The sequence below is a fragment of the Acetobacteraceae bacterium genome (assembly GCA_039613835.1).
Classification (GTDB): domain Bacteria; phylum Pseudomonadota; class Alphaproteobacteria; order Acetobacterales; family Acetobacteraceae; genus Sorlinia.
Window position 1 is genome coordinate 743921 of the sequence record CP154827.1, and the last position, 25265, is coordinate 769185.

31 protein-coding genes, 4 pseudogenes and 1 riboswitch are annotated in these 25265 nt (G+C 55.5%); of the genes and pseudogenes, 13 read left to right on the forward strand and 22 right to left on the reverse strand.

Going from position 1 to position 25265, the window contains the following annotated elements:
• Positions 1-10 precede the first annotated feature (10 nt).
• Positions 11-655 carry a glycoside hydrolase family 3 N-terminal domain-containing protein gene (locus AAYR33_04220; protein XAO72113.1) on the reverse strand — a complete coding sequence of 215 codons (645 nt, stop codon included), beginning with the start codon at positions 653-655 and terminating at the stop codon, positions 11-13.
• 385 nt (positions 656-1040) lie between these two features.
• Here AAYR33_04220 and AAYR33_04225 point away from each other — a divergent pair, with 385 nt between their 5' ends.
• From AAYR33_04225 to AAYR33_04240, 4 genes are all read left to right on the forward strand, one after another.
• Positions 1041-1430, forward strand: a complete 390-nt coding sequence (locus tag AAYR33_04225) for a superinfection immunity protein (GenBank protein ID XAO72114.1) — start codon at positions 1041-1043, stop codon at positions 1428-1430.
• Between the two features lie 109 nt (positions 1431-1539).
• Positions 1540-2052 carry a hypothetical protein gene (locus AAYR33_04230; GenBank protein ID XAO72115.1) on the forward strand — a complete coding sequence of 171 codons (513 nt, stop codon included), beginning with the start codon at positions 1540-1542 and terminating at the stop codon, positions 2050-2052.
• Complete coding sequence (locus AAYR33_04235; GenBank protein ID XAO72116.1) at positions 2049-2282, forward strand: hypothetical protein; 234 nt, start codon at positions 2049-2051, stop codon at positions 2280-2282. The genes AAYR33_04230 and AAYR33_04235 overlap by 4 nt, the downstream gene beginning before the upstream one ends.
• Before the next feature lie 155 nt (positions 2283-2437).
• Positions 2438-2680, forward strand: coding sequence for a hypothetical protein (locus AAYR33_04240; GenBank protein ID XAO72117.1), 243 nt, complete (start codon positions 2438-2440; stop codon positions 2678-2680).
• A 692-nt stretch (positions 2681-3372) separates the two neighbouring features.
• Here the strand turns inward: AAYR33_04240 and AAYR33_04245 are convergent.
• Positions 3373-5529 carry a cation-translocating P-type ATPase gene (locus AAYR33_04245; protein XAO72118.1) on the reverse strand — a complete coding sequence of 719 codons (2157 nt, stop codon included), beginning with the start codon at positions 5527-5529 and terminating at the stop codon, positions 3373-3375.
• A gap of 119 nt (positions 5530-5648) precedes the next feature.
• Positions 5649-5792, reverse strand: coding sequence for a heavy metal-associated domain-containing protein (locus AAYR33_04250; GenBank protein ID XAO72119.1), 144 nt, complete (start codon positions 5790-5792; stop codon positions 5649-5651).
• A gap of 189 nt (positions 5793-5981) precedes the next feature.
• Positions 5982-6110: riboswitch (TPP riboswitch) on the forward strand.
• A 53-nt stretch (positions 6111-6163) separates the two neighbouring features.
• Between AAYR33_04250 and AAYR33_04255 the strand changes: the two genes are divergently transcribed.
• From AAYR33_04255 to AAYR33_04275, 5 genes are read left to right on the forward strand one after another with little or no spacing between them, the layout of a single operon-like run.
• Positions 6164-7108: an FAD-dependent oxidoreductase gene (locus tag AAYR33_04255; protein XAO72120.1), complete on the forward strand. Its 945-nt coding sequence runs from the start codon at positions 6164-6166 to the stop codon at positions 7106-7108.
• A complete protein-coding gene (thiS, locus tag AAYR33_04260) occupies positions 7105-7302 on the forward strand; it encodes a sulfur carrier protein ThiS (protein ID XAO72121.1) in 198 nt (65 codons plus the stop codon). Before AAYR33_04255 ends, thiS begins: the two co-directional genes overlap by 4 nt.
• A gap of 1 nt (position 7303) precedes the next feature.
• Positions 7304-8062, forward strand: coding sequence for a thiazole synthase (locus AAYR33_04265; GenBank protein ID XAO72122.1), 759 nt, complete (start codon positions 7304-7306; stop codon positions 8060-8062).
• Entirely contained in the window at positions 8059-8682 is a 624-nt protein-coding gene (locus AAYR33_04270) for a thiamine phosphate synthase (GenBank protein XAO72123.1), read from the forward strand. Before AAYR33_04265 ends, AAYR33_04270 begins: the two co-directional genes overlap by 4 nt.
• A complete protein-coding gene (locus AAYR33_04275) occupies positions 8669-9661 on the forward strand; it encodes a HesA/MoeB/ThiF family protein (protein ID XAO72124.1) in 993 nt (330 codons plus the stop codon). Before AAYR33_04270 ends, AAYR33_04275 begins: the two co-directional genes overlap by 14 nt.
• A gap of 34 nt (positions 9662-9695) precedes the next feature.
• On the opposite strand, the gene AAYR33_04280 is transcribed toward AAYR33_04275, so the two are convergent.
• The 14 genes and pseudogenes from AAYR33_04280 to iolC all read right to left on the reverse strand — a co-directional run bounded on the left by AAYR33_04280 (position 9696) and on the right by iolC (position 20764).
• Positions 9696-11840, reverse strand: a complete 2145-nt coding sequence (locus AAYR33_04280; GenBank protein XAO72125.1) for a TonB-dependent receptor plug domain-containing protein — start codon at positions 11838-11840, stop codon at positions 9696-9698.
• A 63-nt stretch (positions 11841-11903) separates the two neighbouring features.
• Positions 11904-12320 carry a DUF2946 family protein gene (locus tag AAYR33_04285; protein ID XAO72126.1) on the reverse strand — a complete coding sequence of 139 codons (417 nt, stop codon included), beginning with the start codon at positions 12318-12320 and terminating at the stop codon, positions 11904-11906.
• A 196-nt stretch (positions 12321-12516) separates the two neighbouring features.
• On the reverse strand, positions 12517-14295 hold the full coding sequence (locus tag AAYR33_04290) for a hypothetical protein (protein ID XAO72127.1): 1779 nt from the start codon (positions 14293-14295) through the stop codon (positions 12517-12519).
• 123 nt (positions 14296-14418) lie between these two features.
• Positions 14419-15105, reverse strand: coding sequence for a TonB-dependent receptor (locus tag AAYR33_04295; protein ID XAO72128.1), 687 nt, complete (start codon positions 15103-15105; stop codon positions 14419-14421).
• Positions 15106-15181: 76 nt separating this feature from the next.
• The gene (locus AAYR33_04300) at positions 15182-15634 is read right to left on the reverse strand and encodes a hypothetical protein (protein ID XAO72129.1); all 453 of its coding nucleotides are present in this window, start codon (positions 15632-15634) and stop codon (positions 15182-15184) included.
• A gap of 153 nt (positions 15635-15787) precedes the next feature.
• Positions 15788-16540 carry a TonB-dependent receptor plug domain-containing protein gene (locus tag AAYR33_04305; GenBank protein ID XAO72130.1) on the reverse strand — a complete coding sequence of 251 codons (753 nt, stop codon included), beginning with the start codon at positions 16538-16540 and terminating at the stop codon, positions 15788-15790.
• Complete coding sequence (locus tag AAYR33_04310; GenBank protein XAO72131.1) at positions 16537-16755, reverse strand: hypothetical protein; 219 nt, start codon at positions 16753-16755, stop codon at positions 16537-16539. The genes AAYR33_04305 and AAYR33_04310 overlap by 4 nt, the downstream gene beginning before the upstream one ends.
• 196 nt (positions 16756-16951) lie before the next feature.
• Positions 16952-17356, reverse strand: a complete 405-nt coding sequence (locus AAYR33_04315; GenBank protein XAO72132.1) for a TIM barrel protein — start codon at positions 17354-17356, stop codon at positions 16952-16954.
• Positions 17248-17715, reverse strand: coding sequence for a hypothetical protein (locus tag AAYR33_04320; GenBank protein ID XAO72133.1), 468 nt, complete (start codon positions 17713-17715; stop codon positions 17248-17250). Before AAYR33_04320 ends, AAYR33_04315 begins: the two co-directional genes overlap by 109 nt.
• A gap of 85 nt (positions 17716-17800) precedes the next feature.
• Positions 17801-18187, reverse strand: a pseudogene (locus AAYR33_04325) (tautomerase family protein).
• 56 nt (positions 18188-18243) lie between these two features.
• Positions 18244-18735: a 5-deoxy-glucuronate isomerase gene (gene iolB / locus AAYR33_04330; GenBank protein ID XAO72379.1), complete on the reverse strand. Its 492-nt coding sequence runs from the start codon at positions 18733-18735 to the stop codon at positions 18244-18246.
• A pseudogene (locus tag AAYR33_04335) lies at positions 18677-19044 on the reverse strand (5-deoxy-glucuronate isomerase). The gene iolB and the pseudogene AAYR33_04335 overlap by 59 nt, the downstream one beginning before the upstream one ends.
• Positions 19045-19134: 90 nt before the next feature.
• A pseudogene (locus AAYR33_04340) lies at positions 19135-19503 on the reverse strand (DUF2090 domain-containing protein).
• A gap of 62 nt (positions 19504-19565) precedes the next feature.
• Positions 19566-20764, reverse strand: a pseudogene (iolC, locus tag AAYR33_04345) (5-dehydro-2-deoxygluconokinase).
• A gap of 40 nt (positions 20765-20804) precedes the next feature.
• On the opposite strand from iolC, the gene AAYR33_04350 reads away from it, so the two are divergent.
• From AAYR33_04350 to AAYR33_04365, 4 genes are all read left to right on the forward strand, one after another.
• Complete coding sequence (locus tag AAYR33_04350) at positions 20805-21263, forward strand: MurR/RpiR family transcriptional regulator (protein XAO72134.1); 459 nt, start codon at positions 20805-20807, stop codon at positions 21261-21263.
• A 696-nt stretch (positions 21264-21959) separates the two neighbouring features.
• Positions 21960-22160, forward strand: coding sequence for a hypothetical protein (locus AAYR33_04355; GenBank protein XAO72135.1), 201 nt, complete (start codon positions 21960-21962; stop codon positions 22158-22160).
• Between the two features lie 56 nt (positions 22161-22216).
• The gene (locus tag AAYR33_04360; protein XAO72136.1) at positions 22217-22687 is read left to right on the forward strand and encodes a hypothetical protein; all 471 of its coding nucleotides are present in this window, start codon (positions 22217-22219) and stop codon (positions 22685-22687) included.
• Between the two features lie 90 nt (positions 22688-22777).
• Positions 22778-23215, forward strand: a complete 438-nt coding sequence (locus AAYR33_04365; GenBank protein ID XAO72137.1) for a hypothetical protein — start codon at positions 22778-22780, stop codon at positions 23213-23215.
• A gap of 188 nt (positions 23216-23403) precedes the next feature.
• Here AAYR33_04365 and AAYR33_04370 read toward each other — a convergent pair whose 3' ends face one another.
• From AAYR33_04370 to AAYR33_04390, 5 genes are all read right to left on the reverse strand, one after another.
• Complete coding sequence (locus tag AAYR33_04370) at positions 23404-23790, reverse strand: cytochrome c (protein ID XAO72138.1); 387 nt, start codon at positions 23788-23790, stop codon at positions 23404-23406.
• Between the two features lie 34 nt (positions 23791-23824).
• Positions 23825-24226 carry a hypothetical protein gene (locus tag AAYR33_04375; protein XAO72139.1) on the reverse strand — a complete coding sequence of 134 codons (402 nt, stop codon included), beginning with the start codon at positions 24224-24226 and terminating at the stop codon, positions 23825-23827.
• Between the two features lie 29 nt (positions 24227-24255).
• Positions 24256-24534 carry a hypothetical protein gene (locus AAYR33_04380; GenBank protein XAO72140.1) on the reverse strand — a complete coding sequence of 93 codons (279 nt, stop codon included), beginning with the start codon at positions 24532-24534 and terminating at the stop codon, positions 24256-24258.
• A 66-nt stretch (positions 24535-24600) separates the two neighbouring features.
• Complete coding sequence (locus AAYR33_04385; GenBank protein ID XAO72141.1) at positions 24601-24879, reverse strand: hypothetical protein; 279 nt, start codon at positions 24877-24879, stop codon at positions 24601-24603.
• Positions 24880-24887: 8 nt separating this feature from the next.
• Positions 24888-25184, reverse strand: coding sequence for a sugar dehydrogenase complex small subunit (locus AAYR33_04390; GenBank protein XAO72380.1), 297 nt, complete (start codon positions 25182-25184; stop codon positions 24888-24890).
• Between the last annotated feature and the right edge of the window lie 81 nt (positions 25185-25265).

The window sequence follows — 25265 nt, forward strand, 5'->3', positions numbered from 1 at the left end:
GGGCTGCTCATCAATTGACCGAGTTCATTTCCCTTCGCGTGGTCTCGATCGAATTAAGGGCATAATGTTTGATGGTCGAGAGCACGTGCTGATCCTGCGCGCCATTGACCAATGCTGCGGCGACATCACCTGCCAGGATCGGGTCTTCTCCCTCATACTCAAAGTTCCGCCCGCCACGCGGGTCTCTCACGAGGTTGATGCCGCCACCCAATATCTCGTTAAGGCCGCGATGTGCCGCCTCAGTGGCGATCATGCGACCACCCTGATATCCAAAGGTGGGGTCGAAAGTTCCGGAAATGACCTGACCACTCGGTAATCCTGTCGCACCATCCCCGGGGCGCATATTGACGGTGTTAGTAACGCCAAGTCCAGCATCGGTCGATTGTAATGCCGGGATGCCGAGGCGCTTATTACCTGCACTATACCCGGCTGAGCCGACAGCCCCTGCTGGTTTTCTGTAACTTTTATAGGCAGCGCCCCATTCAGAGGTCAGCATGACGAATTTTTCATCGAGCGTCATAGCCTTCAGGAGGGATTCGACCCGCTCAGAAGGCGTCGCGTCAGGGTTTTTCCAGACCTGCTGTGCGTGAGCTGTGATCGGGACAGGGGTTAGACAGGCCGTCGCCAGCATCATGGCCGCTAATTTTCTTTTCATCGTGTATCCCCTTCGAGTGCGTTAACACGACAAAAATCTCACATGCTGTTAATGATTTACTCATAACATTGCCGTGTTTTCTGTAACAAATTATATAATCTAAATGTTATGTTATCTGTGAAGTTGCCATCAACTAAACGCGATCCCGCCCGGTCATTTTTAGACTGGCGTCGGGCGGCGGCTTTTGGGCCGAATTGAACGAATCGGCCCCGCATTGCAGGCATTTCCTGAAAAATAATTAATGCCGACCGGTTTTATCTCCACGGCACGCGTCGAATACTTCGCGTAAGAGGAAGATGGCCCCTGCTGTTCCCAAATGAGAAAAGCGTTTGAAACCTCTCCTGTTTTAGTTGATGCTTCTCGGGCGTCAGTCAGGAGTTGACCCATGGAATTCTTCTTGTTCATCCTTCTATTTTTTGCATGTCTTTATTTCCTGCCCAGTATCATTGCAGCATTTCGCAACACGCATCACCTGCCCGCCCTTTTCCTGCTCAACCTCTTTCTCGGGTGGACTTTCATCGGATGGGTGCTGACGCTCTTCATCGCGCTTCTGATTGAACGACGGGATGAATATGAGGCGCGTCGGCTGTTTTTCTTCAATCAGCTTGGCACGCCCCTCCCATCGCCAAATGCGACACGGTCCCGGACGCTTCTGCTTGTGATCATCGTCATTTTGACGGTTCTTCTCGTCGTCGGGCTGTCCGAAAATGCGAGCCACGTCATGTCCCTGCTGCATGAGTATGCCATCAACCCAAAAATCGAGACGGATTTCTAGGCTCAGCCTTTCATCCCGCGTGGTTTCGGAGCGTCTCTTTACGAGGTTTTAATGAAACTCTTCGGCGTTCATCGCGTGTCATTTCTGACAGTTTCAGAAGGACTTCGTGATGACCGCCCGCGTGACAACCCTGGCATCCCTCTCCGCCCTGATCGCCGTGACATCCTGCGCGGCGCCGGGCACGGAAAATCGATCGGACACGTATATGGCGGGCGAGGTTAATCAACGTCAGGCCCTCAAGATCATCACGATTATCGGCGTGGCGCCCGCACGTGTACAGGTCAATAATTCCCGTAATCAGACAGCGGCGCAGATTGCGGGCGGGATTTTAGGCGCCGGGCTCGGGCTCGGGCTCGGGCTCGGTGTCGGGCATTCCAATGCCGGCGCGGCATTGGGCGGGCTTGGCGGGGGCGTCGCCGGTGCCGCGGCAGGTTCCATCGTGCCGGACACAACTTTCGTCAATGGCGTGCAGATCGCCTATAAAGACGGCAATGCTATGTATAGCTCAGCTCAAGTCGGTCGTTTGTGCGAGTTCGCACCTGGCCAGGCCATGCTGGTCGCCATGACCCGCACGGAGACGCGTGTGCAGCCCAACCATCAATGCCCACGGACCGGTAAATGACCCTTCTCGCCATGCGCCGCTACGGCTTGCTCGCTGTCATCCTGGCCCTGCCATCCTGCGGCGACCCAACCCCGCCACCCCAGACAACGGAGTTTGACCCTGTTACGAAACAGCAGCAACTCGCAGCCATACATGGTGAGTTTGAGCGTAATAACGCCCTGGCTTATCAATATCAGATGATGCAGACCCAACAACATGCGGCTGATGAGGCGGCAAGGCGGAAGTCATAGATTGACGTCCAGGCTGGCAAGTGGAGAGTGGGCGCGGCTTCTCCGGATTTTAACTTCTGCGCGTGATAATGCCCCGGTTGGCCGGACCTGTCGGCCCGATGTGGAACAAGGGTCTCGCCAGATCGATACTGAAGTTGGCTTGTAAGGGGGCGAACATGCGATATACGCGCTTCAAGCGGATAGCAAACATGATCGGGTTTGCAAGTCTGGCGATCGGCATGACACGCTGCGATGATCCGAAACCGCCGCCGCAGGCAGCGCAGATCACGCCGGAAGAAATGAGCCGGAAAATCAATGCTGTCGAAACCGTGCAGGAGCAGAATGAAGTCGCATCCTACCAGTATTACATGCAGCAACAATCCCAACGTGAGCGTGCAGGTGACAAGGCGGGGCGTTGAGGCGGGCGGATCTCACAAATTAATGGGCGAAAGGTATCCAGGCTGATCCCCGCATCCTCTTTGACCTTGGGACGAGGAAACAATCCTGTCCATCATCCCAGATTCCAAAATAAATCATTGAATCTGAAATAAAAAATGCAGCTTCACTATCTCGAGGGGTTTGCCCCTCCTGAAACATGCGCCAACGCGAGTCATTCAAGACGGGTGGACTCCGGCCAACCATGAGCGCCAAAAGATCAAAAATTTCATCTCGACGAATTTTGGATAATTGAGGACGTTGAAGCACTTTCGATGAGGCCTCCTTACCTTTTTCCGTGACGAAGAACTTGGCAAAATCTCATCGTTTATTAGGGACGGTTACGAGCTTAACGTTGTAAACCCTCTTCAGGATCCATGAAGGTCCCAAAGCACCCCGTCCGGCGAAAACTTGCCGGAAAATCATAGCCTTACAATTAAATTGCCATTTATCGACAACGGTGAAAAGGCTGTGACAGTCCTCGCCCTTCACAGCGATGTAAGGCCGCAATCCACCACCAAGTCCTCATCAACGCCTTACTCACCCTCATTTGTAATCATATTGATTTCCGCCCGAACGACGCTTTTACACCTCCGTCGGTCATCAAGTGGGCGTCATATTCGCGTGAATCGTTCCGCCCTGTTCATTGCATTCATGTAGTGCCGCGATATCCAACTCAGTTTTTGCCGGGCTGCCAACGCCGTAACGCCAGCGCGTTCATCACGACGGAAAGTGAACTCAGCGCCATCGCCGCCGACGCCACGGCGGGCGTCAAGAGACCCATCACCGCAACAGGAATGGCGCAAAGATTATAAAGTAAGGCGAGCGCCAGATTGGTTTTGATTTTGCGCGAAGCCGCGCCGGAAAGCTGCATGAGGTCGTTAATCGCCGACAGGTCATTGCGGATCAGGATGATATCGGCGTGATTCAATGATATCGTGGCGGCCGAGCCCATCGCAATCGAGGTATCGGCACTGGCCAGCGCCGGTGCATCATTGACGCCATCGCCCACCATTGCCACACGATGCCCGTCTTCACGCATGGACCTGACAAGCCTGGCTTTCCCTTCCGGCAATATACCGGCATGGACATTTGTGATGCCGAGCTGTGACGCAACATGCCTGGCGGAGGCGGCATGATCTCCCGTCAGGAGAACCGGCGTGATATTTTTACGGCGCAATGTTTCGATGACGGGTTTCGCGTCCATGCGTGGCGTATCTTCCAAGGCAATAACGCCCAATATTCGGCCCGCACGTGCCGCGACGACAATTGTCTTGCCCTGATTTTCCAGCGGTTGAATCAAGGTCTCAGGTAACGCATACCCCTCAGAGATGAAGTAAGCTGGCGCACCCGCCATGACGGCGTCATCCCCGATTTGCGCGGCAACACCGCGCCCCGGCATGATGCGGAATTGCGTCACCTCCACCTCGTCAATGGCGTGAGACCGTGCATAATTGTCAATAGCGCGTGCGAGAGGGTGCACGGCATGATTTTCGACGGCAAGTAAAGTCAACAGCAGATCATATTTCGAGGCACCCTTCGCGGGGATCACGTCCGTGACTTCAAATTGCCCGCGCGTCAATGTCCCCGTCTTGTCAAAAATAATGGTGTCGGATTTTGATACCGTTTCAAATGCCGCAGCATTGCGCATCAATATGCCGCTTCGTGCAGCCCGCCCTCCAGCGACCATCAGCACAATCGGTGTCGCCAGGCCCAGAGCGCAGGGACAGGCGATGACCATGACGGCGATGGCGGAGGTCAGGCTTGTCAGGAAGATATGCGTGTGCATAAACCACAATAAAAAAGTGGCGATGGCGACCAAAATAATTGACGGGACAAAGACGCGCGTCACGCGATCCACCCACTGCGAGATCGGCGCCTTCGTCAGTTGCGCATTTCTCACAGTCTCGACCATGCGGGCCACGACTGTATCTGCACCGATGCACGTCGCGCGCAGTTTCAGCACGCCATTGATGTTGGTTGTCCTCGCGAAAATCTTATCGCCCACCTGACGGTAAACGGGGTGCGCCTCCCCCGTCAGGATCGCTTCGTTAACTTCTGATTCCCCGCTGATCACCTCGCCATCAACAGCGATATTTTCCCCCGGCCGGATAATAAAGATATCCTCGACCTGAAGGCTTTCAACGGGTCGATCAATAACGCCTTCCGACGTTTCAACATGGATCAAGTCAGGTTCAAAAGCGAGGAGAGTTTCAAGATCCGCCGCCGCCTGCGCCTTGGACCGCGCCTCCAGCCATTTGCCGAGTGAAACAAAGAAGATAATGAAGACGCCCGTCTCAAAATAGAGATCCGCCCCGTCCCCGCGAAACATATTCCAGACGCTAAAAATATAGGCGCAAGATGTGCTCAGCACCACCAGCACATCCATATTGGCATCGCCGCCCTTCAGGGAAGCAAAGGCACGATGATAGAAATGCCGCGCAAGGTAGAATTGCACAAAGCTGGCGATGACCAGTTCGGGCCATGATAAAAAGGGTATATGCCACCCTCCCCACATGACCAGCATCGTGCAGAAAAAGAAGGCCGCGCACAGTGTCAGTAAAATCATGTCCCGGTCGAGGCCGAGAAGGCGCCGGGCTGGTTGCGTATCCTGCTCGACCGCCCGCTCATCCACCGCGTCAAAACCCGCTTTGCGAATGGCCGCGAAGATATCTGGCGGCGTAATTGGCCCGTTTAAAGTGACGGCCGCTCGCTCTGACGCATAATCGACCCGGGCCGCCACGCCCTCCTGCCGGTTCAGCACACGTTCAAGACGCGCTGCGCAATTGGCGCAGCTCATGCCGCTGATACGGAGGGTTAGATTGTCAGACATGAAGCGTCCCTGTCGCAAAACCAGTATTAATGCCGGGTTTTGGCCTAATTAAGCTGCGCGGCAGAATAACCGGCATCTTCAACAATCTGAAGGATATGTGTCGGCGTGACAGATGGCGCTTACACCGTCAGCTCAAGCTCACGTCGTTCCAATGAAATCGCAATATCGCTGACATCCGCTTCACGGAACAGGGTTTTGCGCAATGTCGAGATGCATCCCTCGCACATCATGCCTTCGACCTTGAAACGTAATTTCTGTCCCATTTTACCCGCTCCCTTCTCTCCGTCAGAATGCGCCATTGGCGCCCGCGGAAAGCGTCGATTATGTTTAAACCCTCTCAACAAGATGACTTTCCGCGACCATCTTTCAAGATGTCACGCGCCATTGTGATGCAGAAACTGACCATCGTGGGATAGGCGTTGACATGGTCGCGCGACCTTCGTATTATACGAGTCACGACCCGGGGGAGCCCTGCCAAAAGGGCTGAGAGGCTGTAAATCTGGCGCATGATGCCAGAGGTGCAGCGACCCTTTGAACCTGATCCAGTTAATACTGGCGTAGGAAGGATAAATAATCGTGTTGACACGGCCACATCCCCTTATCGGGACATGCCAGAACTCACAGACGCGCGCCGATGTCCAGGGCTGAAACGGACTTTGCCGTGCTGGGTCGTGGCGTTGCCGCTCTGACCTGCGCGACCATGTTGCATGACGCCGGTTACAGCGTGGAAATTATCGTGCCGGACGGCGCGCCCGCCTCCATCTCACATCTCGCGGGCGGGATGCTCGCCCCTTATTGTGAAGGTGAGACGGCACCGGCACCAATCATCTCAAACGGGCAACGCGCTTTATCATGGTGGTCAAAACATGTGCCGGGCGTGAAGCATAATGGCACGCTTGTGGTTGCACCCCCGCGCGATCAACGTGAGTTGGAACGTTTCAGCCAGAGCACATCGCATCACCGCTGGGTTAAACCAGGAGAGATTGAGCCGGATCTCGAAGATCAATTTTCACGCGGCCTGTTTTTTCCCGATGAAGGCCATCTTGACCCGCGAAAAGCGCTGGCCAGTCTGGAGAGCCGTCTCCGGACGGAAAATGTCGCTTTCACAAAGGCGCCACATGCGCGCCAGATCATTGACTGCCGGGCTCTGCAATCCGCCGACCATCTGAGCGGCCTGCGTGGCGTGCGCGGGGAAATGCTGATCGTGAGAAATCCGCTTCTGAGGCTCTCACGTCCCGTCCGCCTCCTTCATCCGAGATTTCCCTGTTACATCGTGCCGCGTGATGACGGCGTCTATATGATCGGCGCGACAATGGTGGAAACATGTTTCGCGGGTCGGCCGACCGCGCAATCCGTAATGGCACTTCTCTCTGCCGCTTATAGTATGCACCCATCCTTCGCGGAGGCTGAAATATTGGAAATGGGGGCCGGCGTGCGCCCGGCTTTTGAGGATAATATCCCCCGCGTCATCTACGAGCATGGGCGGTGGCATGTGAATGGCATGTATCGACATGGCTTCCTCATGGCCCCCTATTGTGCCGAGACGCTTATCCATTTGCTTCAGGAGGTGCGGACATGAAGATTTTTGTCAATGGTGACATCATTGAGACGGACGCAACGTCACTCGCTGAATTGGTGGCGGCCCATCCTAGCGCGTGCAAGACCGTTGCCACTGCGGTCAATGGCACCTTCATCGCGCGAGATCAGCGCGCCGCCTTTATCATCCAGCCGGAAATGCGGGTTGAAATTCTCTCCCCGATGCAGGGGGGGTAGCATGTTTTACGGCGTTACTCTCAAAAGCCGCCTCTTCCTCGGCACGGCGCAATATCCATCTCCCGCGATATTACGCCGCGCCGTCATCGCGTCCGGGGCGGATGTCATCACCGTCTCCCTGCGGCGGGAAGGGGCGGAGGGCGCCTCCTTTCGCGAGATCCTCCAGCAGAGTGCGTGTCGCATCCTGCCGAACACGGCGGGCTGTCACAGTGTGAAGGAAGCTGTCACAACAGCCCACATGGCCCGCGAGCTTTTCGGCACAAGCTGGATCAAACTTGAGGTGATCGGCCATGCGGATACGCTGCAACCGGACCCCTTCAAGCTTGTCGAAGCCGCCCGCATCCTTTGTGATGACGGTTTTGACGTGTTTCCCTACACCACGGAAGATCTCATTCTGGGTGAAAGATTATTGGCGGCCGGGTGTCAGGTGCTGATGCCCTGGGCCGCGCCAATCGGTAGCGGGCAGGGTTTGCGGCACAAGGAAGCGCTGCGGACGATGCGGGCCTGGTTTCCCGATACGCCAATAATTATCGATGCCGGAATTGGCGCGCCAAGCCAGGCCCTTGAGGCGATGGAAATGGGCATGGACGGCATTTTACTGAACACGGCCATCGCACATGCGCGTGATCCGGAAGTCATGGCCCGCGCCTTTCGTCAGGCCATTGAAGCCGGGCAGGACGCCTTTCAGGCAGGCTTGATGCCGCGCCGGGATATGGCGCAGCCATCGACACCTGTTTTCGGCATGGCAGATTTAACATGAAGCCTGCATTGCCGTCATTTTATCTCATTCTCAACACGACGGCGCATCTTGAGGCGTGCCTGAAAGTCGGATTACGCCTCGTCCAGATGCGCATCAAGGACCGCCCTCTTCCTGTGATTCGAGAGGAGATCGCGCGTGCAAAACATCTTTGCGACGCTTATGGCGCCATCCTCATCGTCAATGATTACTGGCAGATGGCCTGTGAGTTGGGCTGTGGCTGGGTGCATCTGGGGCAGGAGGATCTTGACCATGCCGATCTGATGCAGATCCGTCGCGCGGGGATGCGCATCGGACTTTCCACCCATAATGATGCCGAACTGACGCGCGCTTTGGCATTGACACCCGATTACATCGCGCTCGGCCCGATTTATGAGACGAAACTGAAAGAGATGAAATGCGCGCCACAGGGATTGGATAAAATCAGGGTTTGGAAGGACCGGATCAGCCCCCTTCCCCTCATCGCCATCGGCGGTTTGACGCCTGAGCTTCTGCCGGGGGTTCTCAATGCCGGTGCCGATGTCGTCTGTGTCGTCACAGATGTCATCACCGCGCCAGACCCGGTCGAACGCTGTCGGCTCTGGCTGGAACGCACAAGCGAGACGCAGCATGTCACGTTATGACCGTCAGGTCCGGATTTTCCCCAATGGGATGCGGGATCAGGCGCGGTTGCGCCAAGCCCGCGTACTTGTCATCGGCGCGGGGGGGCTCGGGGCGAGCCTCCTGCCGCTCCTTGTGGGCGCGGGGTGCGGATATATTGCGATTATGGATCATGACGTGGTGGCGGCGCATAATCTGCACCGCCAGACGATTTTCCGTGAAAGTGACATCGGTTTCAACAAAGCAGCGTGCGCTGTTTATCATCTCTCGACGCTCAATCGTGAAAGCCAGCTTGTCGAAATCCCGCGCGCAATGACGCCGGATCGTGCGATGTCCCTCATCCCCGATTTCGATATTGTCGTCGATGCGGCGGATGAAGTCGCGGTGACCTACGCGCTTTCAGATATATGCAAGCGGCGCAACACCCCTTTTGTCTCCGCTTCGGTTGCCGGGCGCATGGGGTATGTCGGTAGCTTCTGCCATAACGCGCCCAGCTACCGGGCCATATTCCCCTCTCTGCCCGCACGCGTCATGACATGCAGGGAAACGGGCGTGATGGGCCCGGTTGTCGCCATGATGGGCGCTTTACAGGCGCAGATGGTGCTTGATGTTTTAATGGATGCGTCACCTTCACCCCTCGGCCTGATGTTTCAGATCAATCTTGAAAATTGGAAGACGGCGCAGTTCCGTTTTGACGGCGCTTCGGAGCCTGAAACGCCCTACGCGGCATTTATCGATGCGACGTCCCTCAGCGCCACGGACCGTATTTTCCTGATGCGTCCTGCAGAACTTGACCCTCGATTTTTCAAAGGTGACGTCCAGACGATTGAAGCGGATGAGGTGGGGCATCTTGCAGCTTCACCGGGCCGCAGATGTGTCTTCATCTGCCGTCGGGGCGTCACAGCCTGGCGGGCTGCGGAAAGTTACATGCGGGAGACGGGGGACAATAACGTCGCCATCATCGCCTTCCATCAGGAAGGCGAGATGACGTTTCCTGCATGAAGCACCTCCCCCGTTGAGGGGGAGGTGCCTGTTGTCAGAAGCGCGCGGCGAGACTCAGATTGAAGGAGCGCCCCATCCCTACCAGAGGGGAAAGTATTTTCGTGGCTTTATAATCACCAAGTGACCATCCGCCGAGCGGCAGATAATATTTTTGATCCAGAAGATTTTCGATAGCGGCGTCGAGTGTGAAGGCCCGCCAATCATAGCGCAATCCCATGCCAAGTAACGCATAACCCGGTGTTCTCGGCTCATTACGCAGCCAGTCGACCGAGCTTTTGCGCTTCACAAGCGTGACATCAACCCGACCCGAGAGGTTTTTGTACGTGGAGTGAAAACCGATTAAACCACTTGCTGGCATCGGGTGATAAAGACCGGACCCCGTCACCTCATCCTGGCCCCGGACCCAATTCAAGTAGCTTACGACGGCGCCACTCCCCCAGATCCGACTATTATAAAGCCGCACGCGGCCATTCGCATTGATGCCGTAACTTTGCGCATTATGGTTGTCGAAACGAAGTTTCTCAAACCCTTTTCCCAAAGCGCTGATACGCGTCACATTGATGTAATTATGGGTGTAAGTATAGAAGGGCTGGATATTCACCGCCCATTTCCGTTGTGACGCGTCATGAAGGCTGAGAGTGTAACTGGCTGTATAAGCCACTTCCGGTTTAAGGTCTGGATTGCCGACATAGCCATTCCCATCCCCGAACCAACCGATCATCTTCGTCGCCATCGCGCCCATACCCCAGGCATAACGCTCATACATATTAGGTGAACGTGTCTTGCGCGCGAAACCGCCTTCAAGGCTGACGCGGTCATTGGCTACGTACCGTGTCGTTGCCGTGACATCAAAATTCACATCCGTGCGCCCGCGATCTAACGCATTGAAAGCCCGCGCCGCATTGGCGTCGGGGCGGGACATCATCCCGGTCCAGGAATAGGGCGCGACATTGCCGGTATTCATCATCACAACATCATCGCGGACACCAAGTTGGGAGGCAAATTTCGGCGTCCATTGGGCATTCCACGACAGGTAATGCCCGATCCGGTCGCGATGGCCATTATTGATGCTATGAAATGTCCCCGGTCCCATCATTTTACTGCCCATGAGGGGCGGCCACCAATCATTCAACCCGTCATGGATAAACTGACTTCCCATCATCAGGCGATGCTGGGTCGAAAGCGGTATCGTCACATCGACATTGTAACCGACCGTGCGTTTATCGGTGTTCATGGGCATACCCGTCGTCGCGCTGTGGCCGCCTTTATCCGACAGCATATTCATGACGTGGTTGACACGTTGCCAGAAACCACGCGCCTCCAGCGTGCCCCAGTCAAAGGCCCCCTTATAATGGCCGTTTACGAAGCTTGAGCGGTTATTGGTCATGTCCATATAAGCGTTGGGGAAGCCTTCATACGGGATATCCTGCTGGCCGAACGTCAGGTCCGCCGCATGGGCGCCTTTCTGGAAACTCGCCGTGACGGCATGATTGAAAGACAGATAAGAGGTTGAACGGACACGATGCCCCGTCCCGCCCGTCATATAGTCACTCGCATGGGCGTAAGAGCCGGTATAGCGCAGGCTCCACATATCATTCGCGACGGTCACACTCCCTGACGCGCCCGACCCGCCGCCATTACTGCGATAATCACCCCGTGCCCGACCGGTGACGAGGACGGAATGCGTTTTGGAAAATTCCAACGGGCGGCGTTTGATCAGAACCGAGCCGCCGATGCTGTCGCCGCCTTCCGACACGGATGTAATGCCCGCGATGGCCTGAGCGACAGACACACTGTCAGGATCAACGTAAGACATCATCGGATTCATGTGATTGGGGCAGCCATTGCCCATGCGCATGCCATCGACGATGGTTGCGACACGGTCATCCGCCATGCCATTCAGGACGGGCAGATTGGCAACGCCACCCGCTGCATAGCTGGAGTAACCGAGTTGGTCGGTAAGAAGGTCTGACGTATCGGCACTATGGGAGTCACCGGGCCGCCGGGCCGTGACATTGAAATAGTCCGTGCGGGACATGGGTCTGTCAGTTTCCACCGTCATGGCCGCGCGTGGCGTCGCAGAAAAGGCGGAATCGGTCAGTAGGAGGGCGCTCAGAGCACGCACGACCACGGGCACGCCGCGCCGTAATTTGCGCAGCCGATCATATGAGGCAGGCATTGATTCATCCTGAAGTAAAAATGGAATCTCACCGCGCGCGGAAGGCGCGCGACACATGACGTTTCAGGATGGAAAAGGGGGGGCCTGCCCGAAAGGGCGCGGGAAGAAAATCGGAGGCGGCGCGCGCGCTGCAAAAAGCACGCAGTAGAGACGCAGGACGGGCTGACTTGAAAAGGGAAAAATGACGGCTTGCGCCACCATCATCGCGACAAGCGTCAGAAGCGGACAAATCACGCACCCCTGATGCATATGGCCGGGCTTATGTTTGTTATGATGGTGGTGCATCCCCGCTGACGCAGCAGAGGATGCACCCGGCGCAATATCAATGCCGAGCAGACGCACGATCTCGGCGCGCGGGACTTCATCGGGCGTGGCCAGACTCTGTAGGGTGAGTTCACCCGTAAATCCGAGGAGGATGAGAAGAGCGAGGCACAAATGACGCAGTCTGAGGCGTGGTGCGGTCAGCACGCTTCTTTGCATCGCCCCCTCCTGCTTTCTTCAAGATGTCAGCATCCTGAAGCTGGCTATATCCGGTCCCGCGCGGATCTCGCAAGCTTTACGAAGGGTTAAAAATCACAATGGAAACAATTTCACTTTTGTGTGACCGATTTGCCCGCCCAAAACAGGTCGGGTGGTACCAGCCCCGTCAGGAACCATGCACAACCCTTAGGCGATTTTACTGGAATGGCAGGTAACGGAAGGAAAGGAACGCCATATGCGCATCTGTATGGGGCTCACCGCCCACACCGGAGAATGACCATAAGGTGGTGTAGGAATATTGCGCGCCGATCCGCAATGTGCCGTAATCCCCATGCAGGGACGTCCACCAGAAACCGGCCGTACCTTGGGCAGATTGCCGGATACTCGTCTGGCACAGACGCGCGGGGGCACCCTCGTGCTGACAGCCGGAAAGCTGGTAGAGGGGATTGCCATACCCATAAGGCAACCCGCCTGCCATAAATGACTGCCGGGACAGGACGGCCTCCGTGCCCGCATAGGCGAATAACTGGAAGCTCGGCGAGATATTGCCGTAAATCCCCGCCAGGGCGAGCGCGGCCGGGAGGAGGGCAAGCTGTCCATCCGGCCCGATTGTCGCATCCGGCGTGTTAGCGGAGCTGTAACGTCCAATCCCTTTCCCGAATAGGCCGGAGAGTTGAAGGTTGATCTTGTGTTTTTTCTCCAGCGGCAGGATGGCACCGCCGCCACCGCCGCCCGTGAGTTGCGTCGCGGATTTGCCATAACCATCATAAGTGACACGGCTATGCGCCACGCGCATCAAACCGTAAATCTCGTAATGCCCCCAACCCGGGTCCGCGCCGAATTTGGCGATGACATCCGGGGCAATGTCAGTTGAATAATCCGTAGAGGGGTTATTGATCCCGACGCCCGGGTTACGGAAGGTGCTGTGGGTTGCGCCTGACGGCAGATAGGCGCCGCCCGGCCCCGGCGCAATGACCTGTTGCGGGCTTTCGATGGAAAGGCCCAGATTATAACGCGAATGGTCAAACCCTTTGACAATCCGGATCTGCGGGTTTCGCGTCCAGGTAAAACCGGGAATATATTGTGCGTCGATGACGATCGGCGTCTGCTCATCACGCGCGCGCATACCGTGATTTTGCAAGGTCAGAAGCGACCAGTTCTGACCCGCCAACAGCGTGAGATCGTCTTTATCATCCATTAACTGGCCGTAAAATACACGCTCTCGCAGCACGTAGCTGTTGGAGAGACGTGAATTTGAGGAGGAGCCGGAAGCCTGAAAGTCGGTCTCAATATAAGCCTGGGCGCGCAGCCCGCTAGCAATATTCCCTTCAATAAGGGCGACAAGCCGACTCTGCCGCGCTGTCTCCCGGAATTCCGTAATCGCATGATTGGGATCATTACCGAAAGGCAGCGTGCCAAAATTGGAGGAAATATCAGACGCGTTATTTCGTGAGCGGAAAATGGACGCCGCCTCCACATAGCCGCCCAACGTGATACGCAACCCGCCAACCTGCAACTGCCCACGCCGGAGCGGGCTGGAAAGACTAAGCACGCGTTCGGTCGGCGTTCCCGTTAATTGTCCGTAAGACGTGGCCGCATTGATGGGTGGCAGGAGAATGGAACGCTCATCCATACGGGGATAACCCGCCATGGCCATGTTATCGGGTGGGAGAGCCCCACCGACGGGACGCAGCGCGTCACCGCGCGGGCGCAGAAGCTGCGGATTACCCTCAACCTCCCGGCGTAACTGCGCCAGTTCCTTCCGTTGACGAAGCTGCTCTTTCTGATGTGCGGCGCGGAGCGATTCAAGCTGTCGCTGCATCGCATGGATCTGTCGTTCCATCTGCTCCAGCTTCTGCATCCCATTCGCATGACCGATATGCGGAATGGCCGTGCTCGCGACAAGGCCGATCAGCAGCGCTCGCCGCGTTATCCTTGATAGGGGGTGGACCTGAAAACCCAATGACTTACGCAACAATGACGATCCTTCTCCGACTGTTTCGGAGACATTACAACGGTCACTCTTTGCGTTTTGTGAAGATCTTGTGAAACCTTATCGGGGCCTGTCCACGGCGGCACCGTCGCCCCGAAAGTAACGTCAGAAACGTGTGCTGACCGTGCCGAAAAACTGCCGCACCGACCCACGCTCAAGAGATTGATAATCCCCGACGAACGGATTGCCGTTTTCCCCCATCATGGAGATGTAATGGGAATCGAAGAGATTATAGACGTTGAAGGAAATCGTCAGGTCCTTCGCCAGCCCGACATTGCCGAAATTATAACGCGCCCCCGCATTGGCCAGCCAGTAACCCGGCACGGACGTGTCGTTCATATAGCTGAAATAACGGCGGGAAAAATACTGCACGTCAAAATGGGCTTCGAGGTTGCGCCAATTATAAGCGAGGTTCCCTTTGTACATAAAGTCCGGATAATTGACGAGGCGTTTGCCCTTCGTGTCATAGGTCACGCCGGCACCGCCGATATTATCCCCATAAGTGCCGTGCATATAGCTGACGCTATTATAAAGCGTGACATTTTTGAGCGGATAAAGGGTTAGCCCCGCATCGACACCATTAATCTGCACGCTTGTTTGCGCAACGGTGGAAATGGGTTGGAGGATGGTCCCCTGCGTCGCCGCTTGAAGACGATTGGAGGCATCAACATGATAACCGGCGAGACTGGCCTGCATATAGCGGTTCGTGTAGCGGTACCCGACTGTATAAACCCAGTCCCGCTCCGGTTTGACCTTTTTCTGCAGGTCGCGGAAAATCTCCTGACTCTGCACTGATCAAAGCGAATTCCCGCCACCATTCGGCAAAACGAGGTAGCTGAGCATGTTTTCCGCGAGATCGAAATAAAGCTCATGCCCGGGGCAGAAATTGCCAACTTGCCCCAAAATGCGGCAGGAACGCGTCAAATGCCGTCATCCCGCCATTAGGCAGGGCATCAGCACCTGTATAGGCCGAATTATTATAATCCGCGCCGCCGCCTGTATGGGTCAGCATTGATTTGAAACCCCCAACAAGGCGCAGATTTTTGAAGGGCCGCCAGACATCCTGTATATGCGCCGCGAAATTATTTGTGTGCCACAGATAATTATAGCCCTGCTTGAAAGCCGGCCCGTATGTCGTCCACGGCCCGACCGTCGCAAGCGGGGAGCCCTGACCGAGGACGGGCTCATTATACCAGAAGAGACTTTCCTGCTGATTATTATTTTCGAACCAGACCCCGGCATCAATGTGATGCTTATCAAGATCATAAAGCAGGGAAGATGTCAAACCGAACCGCTCCTGCCGGGTTGACCAGACGGACATGGAGAGAGGCGCACCCGTCCCGAGTGAGGGCTGGTCATAATCGGAATAAGTGTAATAGCCCGTATCGCTCTGACCATAAACAACCGAGCGCCAGCGAAGACGATCGGTTAAAGCGAAATCAAGATTGAGCCCGCCCGTATAATCAATCTGAACCTAACCGCCATCATAGAGGTAAGCCTGATCATCATTCGCCTTCATGGCAGGTGAAGCCGGAAGATCAAGGTCGCCTGATGCATAAGCGTAGGCTTTCGCATAATTGGGATAGAGGCGGGGGATGCGCCAGCCCAGCGCGTCAATCATCGCGAGGGAGTAATCCGGATATCCCCATTGCGCCAAAGAGCTCCAATTAAAGAACGCTTTGATTTTGCTGTCATGACCGATGGGCTGCACAATTTTGGCCTGGACCTGCTTTTGCTGCTGGTCGCCTGAGCCCATCCATAATTTCTCATCCGCGCGGGTGAAGGAGACATAGGCTTTGGTGCTTGTCCTGTTGATTTCACCCGTATCGCCACGAAAATAAGTGCGCATGGAGCCGTAACTCCCGAAACTCTGCGAGACTTTCCCACCCCGCCTCGCTGTCGGGTCCGACGTTTCAAACTGGATCATACCGCCGAGGGTTGAGGTGGAGGGGACTTCAACCCCCCCCGGCCCTTCCGACACGGTAACATGCGCAATATCATCCTGAACCGCCGCCTGGATGATGCTGACGCCGTTATTGCTTTCATAAGTCTGGTCATTCAGCGGGATACCATCCAGCGTGTAACCAATCTGATCCATAAAAAAGCCGCCCACGTAGGTACTCGTGCCGAATGTGTCGATCCCGAGCGGATCAGTCGAGCTAAAACTCACACCCGGCAGTCGCCCGACCGCATTCATGACATTTGTGCCGGGGACCATCTGCTTCATGATGAGGATGGACACGACATTTTCGGCGCCGCGCGACAGGCTGCGGCGCGACGAGACCACAAGCCGGTCACCGACCCACCTTCCGCCATGTCACGCGCCGCCGCGGCCTGCACCGTCAGACATGTGACCGCACCGGATAGACACAGCCGAAACCATGAGGTGGGGCGGCGGCCATCGATCGAAGCAATGCGGAGAAAGGCGGGGTTTTTGGGCATTCAGATGTCTTCGGAACAGGGATCACGGCATCGACGAACGCGCGCCGGCTTGCGCGGACGCGGGAAGCAAGGGGAATAACCGCGATCCCACGCTATTTCAACTTTCTATCGGAAGGTTGAAAATTCCGAAGCGATAAAAAACCGGGATCGTGCTTTCCCTGCAACCTTTTATGCCATCATCCCGTCTCCTAACCCCTTAAACCGACAGTGAAAATGCCGCACGGAAGCGATCCAGCGCAAAGGCTAAGTCCGATTGGGCGAAAGCTTCCAGCCCGATCGGACCGGTGTAGTGCATGTCGTAAAGTGCTTTCGCGATGGCAGGATAAGCAATCTCGCCCGTCCCCGGCTCACAGCGGCCCGGCACATCCGCCACCTGAATTTCCCCGATATAAGGCAGGCAGCGACGCAAAAGGGAAATAAGATTCCCCTCCCCGATCTGAGCATGGTAGAGGTCCAGCATCAGGCGCAGATTGGGATGGTTGACGGCCTTGATCAAGGCCAGGTAATCCTCCGCTTTCGCAAAAGGCACGCCGGGATGGTCAATGGCGGTATTGAGGTTTTCCAGCACGAAAGTGACGTCATGCTGCGCGCCCTCATCCACATTTCCGGCGTGACGACCGGTACGGGGGTGACAGGCAGTCCGGTGGGGCCCAGACCTGTCCCATGAATATTCAGTCGGGTAATGCCGAGTTCCTGCGCGATCGGGATGGACCGGGCCACCGAGGAGAGAAAATCATGGATGGCAGCTTCCTCGACCAATCCGCCGCTGACATAGCCAGTCATGGAGGAAAATACCACGCCTGTCGCCTTTAGCGCCTTAATGTCGTGCCGGGTCCAGTCCCAGATTTCCACCATAAAACCGCGTGCGGAGATTTCACGCACGTGCTCGGTGATCGGCAGGTCGGTAAAAAGCATCTCCGCGCAGGCGGCGAGTTTGAAGAGCGTCGCTAAGCCCGTCACAATGTCACCAATTGATTGTTTTGAGCGCATATGCCGCCCCGAAGGGCGGCATATGCGCTTCTCTAGTGGGTCGTGGCCTTGAGCCGAGCTCACCTGTTAGAAACTGCGCGCGTCCGTTCCCGAAGGACCAGTGCGCATCTTCATTTTCCATAACCGAAATCATGACATCGGACGATTTGATCTGGCATTCCGCCTCCAGACGTTCGGTGAGGCGCTTGTAAAACGCGGCGGTTTTTTCCTCCTCGCGTGGTCGGCTGAACATCTGGATGAGGAGGACTTTTTCCGTGCGCGGAATATCGAGCCCGGTATCCTCCACAATCATATGCGAGGGTTTATATTCACTGACGAGCTGATAGCGATCCCGCCGCGGCACCTGAAAAACATCCAGCATGGCCTCATGCGCGACATCGAGAATTTTCCGGATTTCCGCCGGGCTGCGACCTTCGAGCATATGAAAATGGAGAAGAGGCATAGGTTGATCCTTTTTTGACTAAGTTAAAGCTCTGTCCCATCAGGTGGAACGGACGATTAATAGGGCAGATGCGCCTGATCAGGGTCCATCGAGAATTTCCAGACGCGATGCGGCCCCGCCATGACATTCAGGTAGAAGAGGTCAAAACCCACCGGTGTCCCGATCGGATGATACCCTTTCGGCACCATGACGACATCGCCATCCGCCACTGCCATCGACTCATCCAGGGTTTTATCTTTGGTGTAGACGCGTTGCAGCGCAAAACTGCTGCCGCGTTTGAAGCGATGGTAATAAGTCTCCTCAAGGTAGGTTTCGTTGGGATAATCATCCGTGTCATGCTTGTGCGGCGGATAGCTTGACCAGTGTCCGCCGGGGGTGATGACCTCCACAACGAGAAGCGTCTCCGCCTGCGCCGTGTCCGGCAAGATTTTGCGTATGAAGCGCTGGTTATTACCCTTGCCGCGCGGCACCTCCCCCACTTCATCCGGTTTAATCAGGCGCGCCGGGTATTTCCCCTGCGCGGAGGAAGAGCATATGGCTACCTCCAGATCCGTTTATGTGCCCCCGAATGGACCGTGCTTCATTCGGGGGCACATAAACGGACCAGGGCAAACCCTCAAACGGGTTTTTGCGCTCACCTAACAGGCCGAAATCCCATCCGGCCGCTTCAATTCGTCCTTTGCCCCCAGTAGCACCAGGCAGATTTCCGTTTGATCGGTCGTGCCGGAGGTCACCTCACCAGCCGTCAGCTTACGGACTTCAAACCCGACATATTTCCACCCTGCCGATTCCGGCGTGACCTTTATAGTGACGCGATCAAGCCCGGGCGCCTGTGAATGAACAAGCAAATTTGTCATGACATCATGCCTTTACTGCCCACTCCGCCTTCACGCCAGTAAGCGTGCGATGAATGCAGAAGCGGGAAACCAATCCTAAACCGATTTGGATCACGCAGAAACCTTGAGCGTTTCGCGTGCGGCTTCAATAGCCGTCCATGCCTCGACAAAAACGGTGAATTTTCCGGCCATCTCTGTAACGGCCTGTTCATCATCAATCTGTCCGGCTAGCCATGCGCGCGCCGTTTGGCCAAAAATCGTGCGGCCAATCGCGAAACCTTTGACCTAGGGTGTGACGGCGGCCGCCTTGAAGGCTTCAAGCAAATCATCCGTCGGCGCATCAAGGCCGAGTATGACAATGCCGAGGCAAAGCGGGTCACGTTCCGCGATGACGGCCGCGATGCGTTGCCAGGCTTCCGGGTCATCCGGGTGGTAAAAGCAGAGGCATTTGACGACGTGGTCAATCGGCCATTCCGCCAGATGGCGCCCAGACTTCCCCCATCATCAAAATCCAGAGGGCGCGAGCCGGGCTTCTCAATCGGGCGCGCGATCCACAAACCTTTATGCGACGCGTCAAACAACGCGTCCTGGCCGAAACGCCTATCCATGAAGGTGCCAAATCCGGGACGCCCCTTCGTCACCCTGTCCAGCGCCTTGATCGTGAGGCGTTTAAAGGCCCCGGTGCGGCACCGGCCTCACGGGCCATATCCTCAAGCTGCATGCGATGATCACAGGCCAGCGCCATAATCGGCATGGATTGCGCCCGCCTTGTCGTGGCCCAATGCAGGTAGTTCAGCGCCGCATCATGACGCAGCGCCTTAAGAGGGCTTCCATTTTTCAGGAAGTAACGGAGTTCCTCCCATGTCGGGATTTCCGCCGAACATAACAAGCGTGAGACGGCGAAGGCGCCGCAGGCATTGGCGTAAGTGCAGCAAGTTTCAAGCTTTTCACCCCGCACCCAGCCGCGCAGGAAGCCGGACATGAACGCATCACCCGCACCCAACGTGTTGTAAACATCAATCGGGAAACCAGCCCCACGAATGCCTTTTTCAAGACTGTCCGGAATATCGTGCTCAAAGACTACGCACCCCATGGGGCCGCGTTTGCAGACAATTACGGCCTGCGTCAAACTTCGGATCCGTCGGATCGCCTCCAGCGTGTCTTCACTCCCGCCCGCGATATGGAGCTCCTCCTCCGTACCGACAATCAGGTCGCATTCCGGCAGGATGGCGCTGAGATACCGGGTGACATCATCCGAACGGACATAACGGGATTCCCCCTCACCTATGCCGGCGAGGCCCCAAAGATTGGGACGGTAATCAACGTCGAAAACCACTTTACCACCCGCTTCGTGGATGATCTTCATCGCTTTGCGCTGGGCCGCCGCGCTATGCGGACGCGAGAAATGCGTGCCGGTCACCACGATCGCCTTGGCCCGACGGATGAGTGCCGGATTGATATCATCTTCATTCAGCGCCGCATCGGCACAATCCGTGCGGTAAAACAGCAGGGGAAAGTTTTCCCGGTCACGCACACTCAGGATTGCCAAAGCCGTCAGGCGGGCCGTGTCGGTCACCACGCCCTGCGTTTCCACGCCCTCACGCGCGAGGCGCTCCCGGATGAAGCGACCGAAAGCCTCATCACCCACCCGCATGATAAGCGCGGCGCGCAGGCCCAGGCGTAATGTCCCGATCGCAATATTTGCCGGACACCCGCCCACGGCTTTGCTGAACGTCGCCATATCTTCCAGTCGGCCGCCAATCTGCTGGCCGTAAATATCGATGGATGCGCTCCATCACCTTGTGGACCCTGAACGTCTCCAGAAAGCGGTTGCCTGCCTCGCACGCGGCCGCATCATTTATATTCTTGGCCTGCGCCGCTCCATGGCTGTTGTGCGCTACCTCGCTTATTTATTCACCAAGCTTGAAATTCCGCACCGAGTTGTGGGCGCTGAAGCGGGGATGGAAGAGGAGTCCATTTTCGGCGCCGGGCCGGAAGATGCGGCCCTCGTCATCAGCTTTAGTGAATATGCGCCTCTGACCGTACACCTCTTCAACCAGCTCGAAAAAAGACGCGTGCCGGTTGTGTCGCTGACGGATAATGCGATCAGTCCAATTATCCCCGCATCCGGCCTGTGGTTTGAAATTGTCGAAACCGATTTCCAGGGTTTCCGGGCCAATGCGGCAACGATGGTCATGATCATGACTCTTGCAGCCGCCATTGCCGAGCGGCGGAAATAACAGTGCATCGCCGTCACCAGACGCTTTTACTCCTTGGCGACATGCCATCAGGCGGGACGCTTGCGCGCATCGTGTCCAGCCCCGCCTCAACAGGACGCGCCGATAAATTTGTGACGCGCCCCGACCCCGTTTTCAGATTTTGAAATCAATCTTGCCGGATCGACCCTCTTAGAGGCTATTTACCCGAGACATTACACAAAAAATATTGGAAAACATCGTAAGGACACGCTATGCGATTGGTAAATTTTCGAAACGCCGTGTCATAAAATGTCGTATTGTCAGTATACGAAATCATTATAAGAAGCAATTTTCTGGTATTTTCTAAAACTATAAATAAGTTTTAATCGTATTAACAAGTTTATAATTTGTTTGAAGTGGCCATTGTGATATATAACATTATTTCAGATTAATAAAAAAGTAAACATCTGTAATGTATAGATATCTACCGATCATTTTGGCTGTCTGTACCTTGTCAGGCTGTGCAGGTGCGTCCTCCACATCAGAGACGCACGCTCACCCTCAGGTAAAAAATAAAATCCGGTCGGAGGGTCCTTTGATGACCGTTCAACCAGCGTGCATATCGTTGACTGGCTAAACATGCCCATTACAGATATGAAGCTCGTCAGTCAGGGTATCGATGAAGGTGAATGAAAAACTTCCCCACCATCCGACATTCATTTCAATAGTGAAGGTTACATGGTGACGACATCCAATGCCTGGCTGCATGGCGCCGGTAGATGGGCAAAATATAAGGTCGAAAATGATGGCGCAAATCTTACTTTCGCGTCGTACAATCCTTATAGCGGGGGCAATTCTTACTGGGTCAATTCGGACCCTGACGACTATTATTTTACGCAGAAAGGCACAGGGGATGGAAATAAAGCGTCCATCACCTAGTATGTGCGCAAAAAAAAGTACGCCCGGAGCCGATCAAAAACTACAGGGCAATCATCATGGCAGACGCGCAGCCATGGCGTTTATCCTCGGGGGGTGACCCGAATTCAGAAAGTGCAAACGGGGCGGAGTGGAAAGCAATCGACAACAGCACCCTTGATGCCATCAAAGAGCATAGTAACGTCAGATTCATGATCAATAATGGTGACCTGACGGAATATGGGCGCACAACTCAATACGACGATTATGCCCGCATTTTTCACTCAACCAATATCCCGCTTCTGGAGGGGTTGGGAAATCATGACTACGCCAATAATGTTCATGATTGCTATGAATTCCTAGATTGGGGATTATCTTCTGATGGTTGCGCCCTGAATATGGTTACGAGGGAATATGATCATATTCAGAATATGAGGAATAATATCGATAAAATTCCTGGCGCCGCCTTCAGCTCAGATGTGTCACGATCGATACATACGGAGCTTCTGACGGAATCAGACGACTTTAGTGGAAGCTTTTCTTATTCCTGAGATGTCGGGGATGTCCTTTACGTCCAACTCCAGAATTATCCCCTCTACACGACAAATTTAAAAGCCGATAACGTAATCCTGCAGACGACGGTGAACATCACCAACTCTCTGGAATGGCTCAAGCGGGATCTTGAACGCGCTGATCTGAGAGGCAAGGTCACCATCATCAATTTTCATGACGCCAGACCTTTCTATAATGATGGCGACTCTCATTTCCTCAATAGAGGTAATCTGCAGGATCTCGCCACGTTCAAATCCATCATCACGTCCCACAAGGTCAAGGCGATATTCGTCGGACACACGCACGCGCAAGCTTATTGCCGGGCGCAAAAAGATACTGTTTTTGGAAATATTCCTGTCTATACTGCGGGGGCGCTTTTTAATGGTGATTATTACCTGATTGACGTTAAAGGACAGGACATCAGCGTCTCCGCCTTTAACGGTAAAACAGGGATGCCCGATCTGGTGAGAGATCTGGACGTGATTGGTAGCGATACCGACTTTTCAAGTACATGCAGTAATTTGTGAGTTTAATTCCCTCTTCCTGCAAAGGAGGGGGGGGAGTTCCTCGCATCGATCTGACAAAACATCCATTCCGTCCTCGGCTCTTCATCGTGGAGACACGGTGTGGAGGGCGGTCGGGCGACCGTGATCGGGGCGCAGATGGGGGCGTTCCGAAAATCATGCAATGTCATGACGGTAAAGCGCGGCCTGCGTCACGCATCCGGCGGCAATTCCATTTCAGCTTCAGCGAATTTCCGCTGGCAGGCGCGCCTCTCCAGCCAGGCCAGTGCCGCGACACCTGCCGCCGCCAACCCGCTAGAGTCGGAAATTCCGCCCAGACGCACGAACATGGTCATCAGCAAAGGACGATCATCACCCCGTCGGAATTTATCAACATCTGCTGCCGAAACGGTAAGCGCCGCATTGCCGAAACGTTGCAGCACATAATTACTGACCGCCGCGACCTGCGCATCTGATAATTCATCCGCAAAATGGGGCATGAACACGATATGCCCGTCCACCTCGCGATACACGCCGGTCAGGATGCTCATCACAAGGTTGCGTGGCGTCATCCCACCTGTCGCCGTGTTTGCAAACAAGGAAGGGTAAACTGATCCCGCGTGCCAGCGCCGTTCAGTTGATGGCATGAGGCACACGCCCCGATAAAATCTGCTCACCGTCAAGGGAAGAACCATCGGAAAGCGCCCCCGCGGCCCGCGAGGCACCAAGATGCAGGGCCTCAAATATTAGTTCCTGCCGGGGGCGCCGCGCAAAGGCCGGCTCCGTCTGGCCTGCATCCCGGAGGGGCGGGACGGTCTTCAGATAGCGAACGATGCTGTAAAGATCATCATTGGAAAGATGGCTCAAGCCGTGCTCAATCGCTTCCGCCATACCACCAGAAGCCTGCGCTTTGCCGCACACGGCCCCTGTTTTGAGGAATGTGAAAAGCTCATCATCACGCCAGGCCCCAATCCCGCTGATTTTATCCGATGTGATATTAGGTGCATACCAGCCCCCCGACAACCGCCCCACCAAGATAGCGATGCTTATCTTCGCCGAGGAGACTATTGCGCGGTGAGTGGCAGGCGGAACAATGCCCCATGACATCGACGAGATACCGCCCGCCTGCAAACACTACCGGGTTGATCACACACATCATCGACCGGGCGCCCACGCGCGAAAAGTCTGTTCCACCCAGCCATGAGGGAGCGAACATTGAAGGGAAAGGGAAGCCGCGTCTCAACCGTTGGCCCGGCATCAATGGCGGTGACGTTATTCTGCAGATAAGTGAACAGCGCGTGCACATCCCGGTCGCTCATCCCGGCATAGGATGTGTAGGGCATGGCAGGATAGAGATACCCGTGCGGTGAAACGCCATGACGGATGGCTTTCGCGAAGGCGGCTTCATTCTATCCGCCAATGCCGAAAGTTTTTGAAGGTGTAACATTGGGCGCAATAATGGCGCCGAGAGGGGAATGGATGGCTTTGCCACCCGCATAGGGCGCACCATCGGGCCCGATATGACAGGCTTCACAATCCGCCTCGCGCGCAATATAGGCACCGCGCGCTATGAGGGGCTGAAGGCCCGTATCGGCCGACGCCGCACCAGCAATGAGCGGCACACATGCGACAGCACCCGAGATCAGGCGGGAAAGGGCAATAACCCCGATAAGCCGGAGAGATCTCATCTCAAATATCAGTCCCGCCCGATCGTTGCGGGTGGTTCCACCCAGTAATTTGTTTTTCCGCGGGCGTAAGACGGTATCACTGTCGCATCGATTGTTGATCGGTACATGAGCGCATTTTCATAAGCGACAAATTGCGCATCATCTTCCGTACAGTCCGATCGGGGCCCGCCTGTATAACCGAGATATAAGGCCGAGATGATCGCCATGGCCACTTCCGACGCTTCAGGATAAGCCGCAGCAAATTCCCCCCATGTGACATCAGGGGCCGGGCGAAATCCTGCGCGGCGCGTTCGAGGTGCAGAAATTTGTCTTCAAACCGGGCGTCCACCTTGCAGAGCGCCCTGTAACAGCGGGGAACAAGATGAGGATCAAGCTTTTCCTGACCC

Coding starts and splice junctions, on each gene's coding strand:
- AAYR33_04225 (XAO72114.1), top strand. CDS start 1,041: ATGGAATTCTTCTTGTTCATCCTTCTATTTTTTGCATGTCTTTATTTC.
- AAYR33_04355 (XAO72135.1), top strand. CDS start 21,960: ATGGTGACGACATCCAATGCCTGGCTGCATGGCGCCGGTAGATGGGCA.
- AAYR33_04275 (XAO72124.1), top strand. CDS start 8,669: ATGTCACGTTATGACCGTCAGGTCCGGATTTTCCCCAATGGGATGCGG.
- AAYR33_04380 (XAO72140.1), bottom strand. CDS start 24,534: ATGCCCTACACATCCTATGCCGGGATGAGCGACCGGGATGTGCACGCG.
- AAYR33_04235 (XAO72116.1), top strand. CDS start 2,049: ATGACCCTTCTCGCCATGCGCCGCTACGGCTTGCTCGCTGTCATCCTG.
- AAYR33_04310 (XAO72131.1), bottom strand. CDS start 16,755: ATGCCCAAAAACCCCGCCTTTCTCCGCATTGCTTCGATCGATGGCCGC.
- AAYR33_04220 (XAO72113.1), bottom strand. CDS start 655: ATGAAAAGAAAATTAGCGGCCATGATGCTGGCGACGGCCTGTCTAACC.
- AAYR33_04300 (XAO72129.1), bottom strand. CDS start 15,634: ATGTCCGTCTGGTCAACCCGGCAGGAGCGGTTCGGTTTGACATCTTCC.
- AAYR33_04385 (XAO72141.1), bottom strand. CDS start 24,879: ATGAGATCTCTCCGGCTTATCGGGGTTATTGCCCTTTCCCGCCTGATC.
- AAYR33_04240 (XAO72117.1), top strand. CDS start 2,438: ATGCGATATACGCGCTTCAAGCGGATAGCAAACATGATCGGGTTTGCA.
- AAYR33_04270 (XAO72123.1), top strand. CDS start 8,059: ATGAAGCCTGCATTGCCGTCATTTTATCTCATTCTCAACACGACGGCG.
- AAYR33_04305 (XAO72130.1), bottom strand. CDS start 16,540: ATGAAGCAGATGGTCCCCGGCACAAATGTCATGAATGCGGTCGGGCGA.
- AAYR33_04245 (XAO72118.1), bottom strand. CDS start 5,529: ATGTCTGACAATCTAACCCTCCGTATCAGCGGCATGAGCTGCGCCAAT.
- AAYR33_04230 (XAO72115.1), top strand. CDS start 1,540: ATGACCGCCCGCGTGACAACCCTGGCATCCCTCTCCGCCCTGATCGCC.
- AAYR33_04350 (XAO72134.1), top strand. CDS start 20,805: ATGGATGCGCTCCATCACCTTGTGGACCCTGAACGTCTCCAGAAAGCG.
- AAYR33_04255 (XAO72120.1), top strand. CDS start 6,164: ATGTCCAGGGCTGAAACGGACTTTGCCGTGCTGGGTCGTGGCGTTGCC.
- AAYR33_04250 (XAO72119.1), bottom strand. CDS start 5,792: ATGGGACAGAAATTACGTTTCAAGGTCGAAGGCATGATGTGCGAGGGA.
- AAYR33_04265 (XAO72122.1), top strand. CDS start 7,304: ATGTTTTACGGCGTTACTCTCAAAAGCCGCCTCTTCCTCGGCACGGCG.
- AAYR33_04360 (XAO72136.1), top strand. CDS start 22,217: ATGGCAGACGCGCAGCCATGGCGTTTATCCTCGGGGGGTGACCCGAAT.
- thiS (XAO72121.1), top strand. CDS start 7,105: ATGAAGATTTTTGTCAATGGTGACATCATTGAGACGGACGCAACGTCA.
- AAYR33_04280 (XAO72125.1), bottom strand. CDS start 11,840: ATGCCTGCCTCATATGATCGGCTGCGCAAATTACGGCGCGGCGTGCCC.
- AAYR33_04285 (XAO72126.1), bottom strand. CDS start 12,320: ATGCAAAGAAGCGTGCTGACCGCACCACGCCTCAGACTGCGTCATTTG.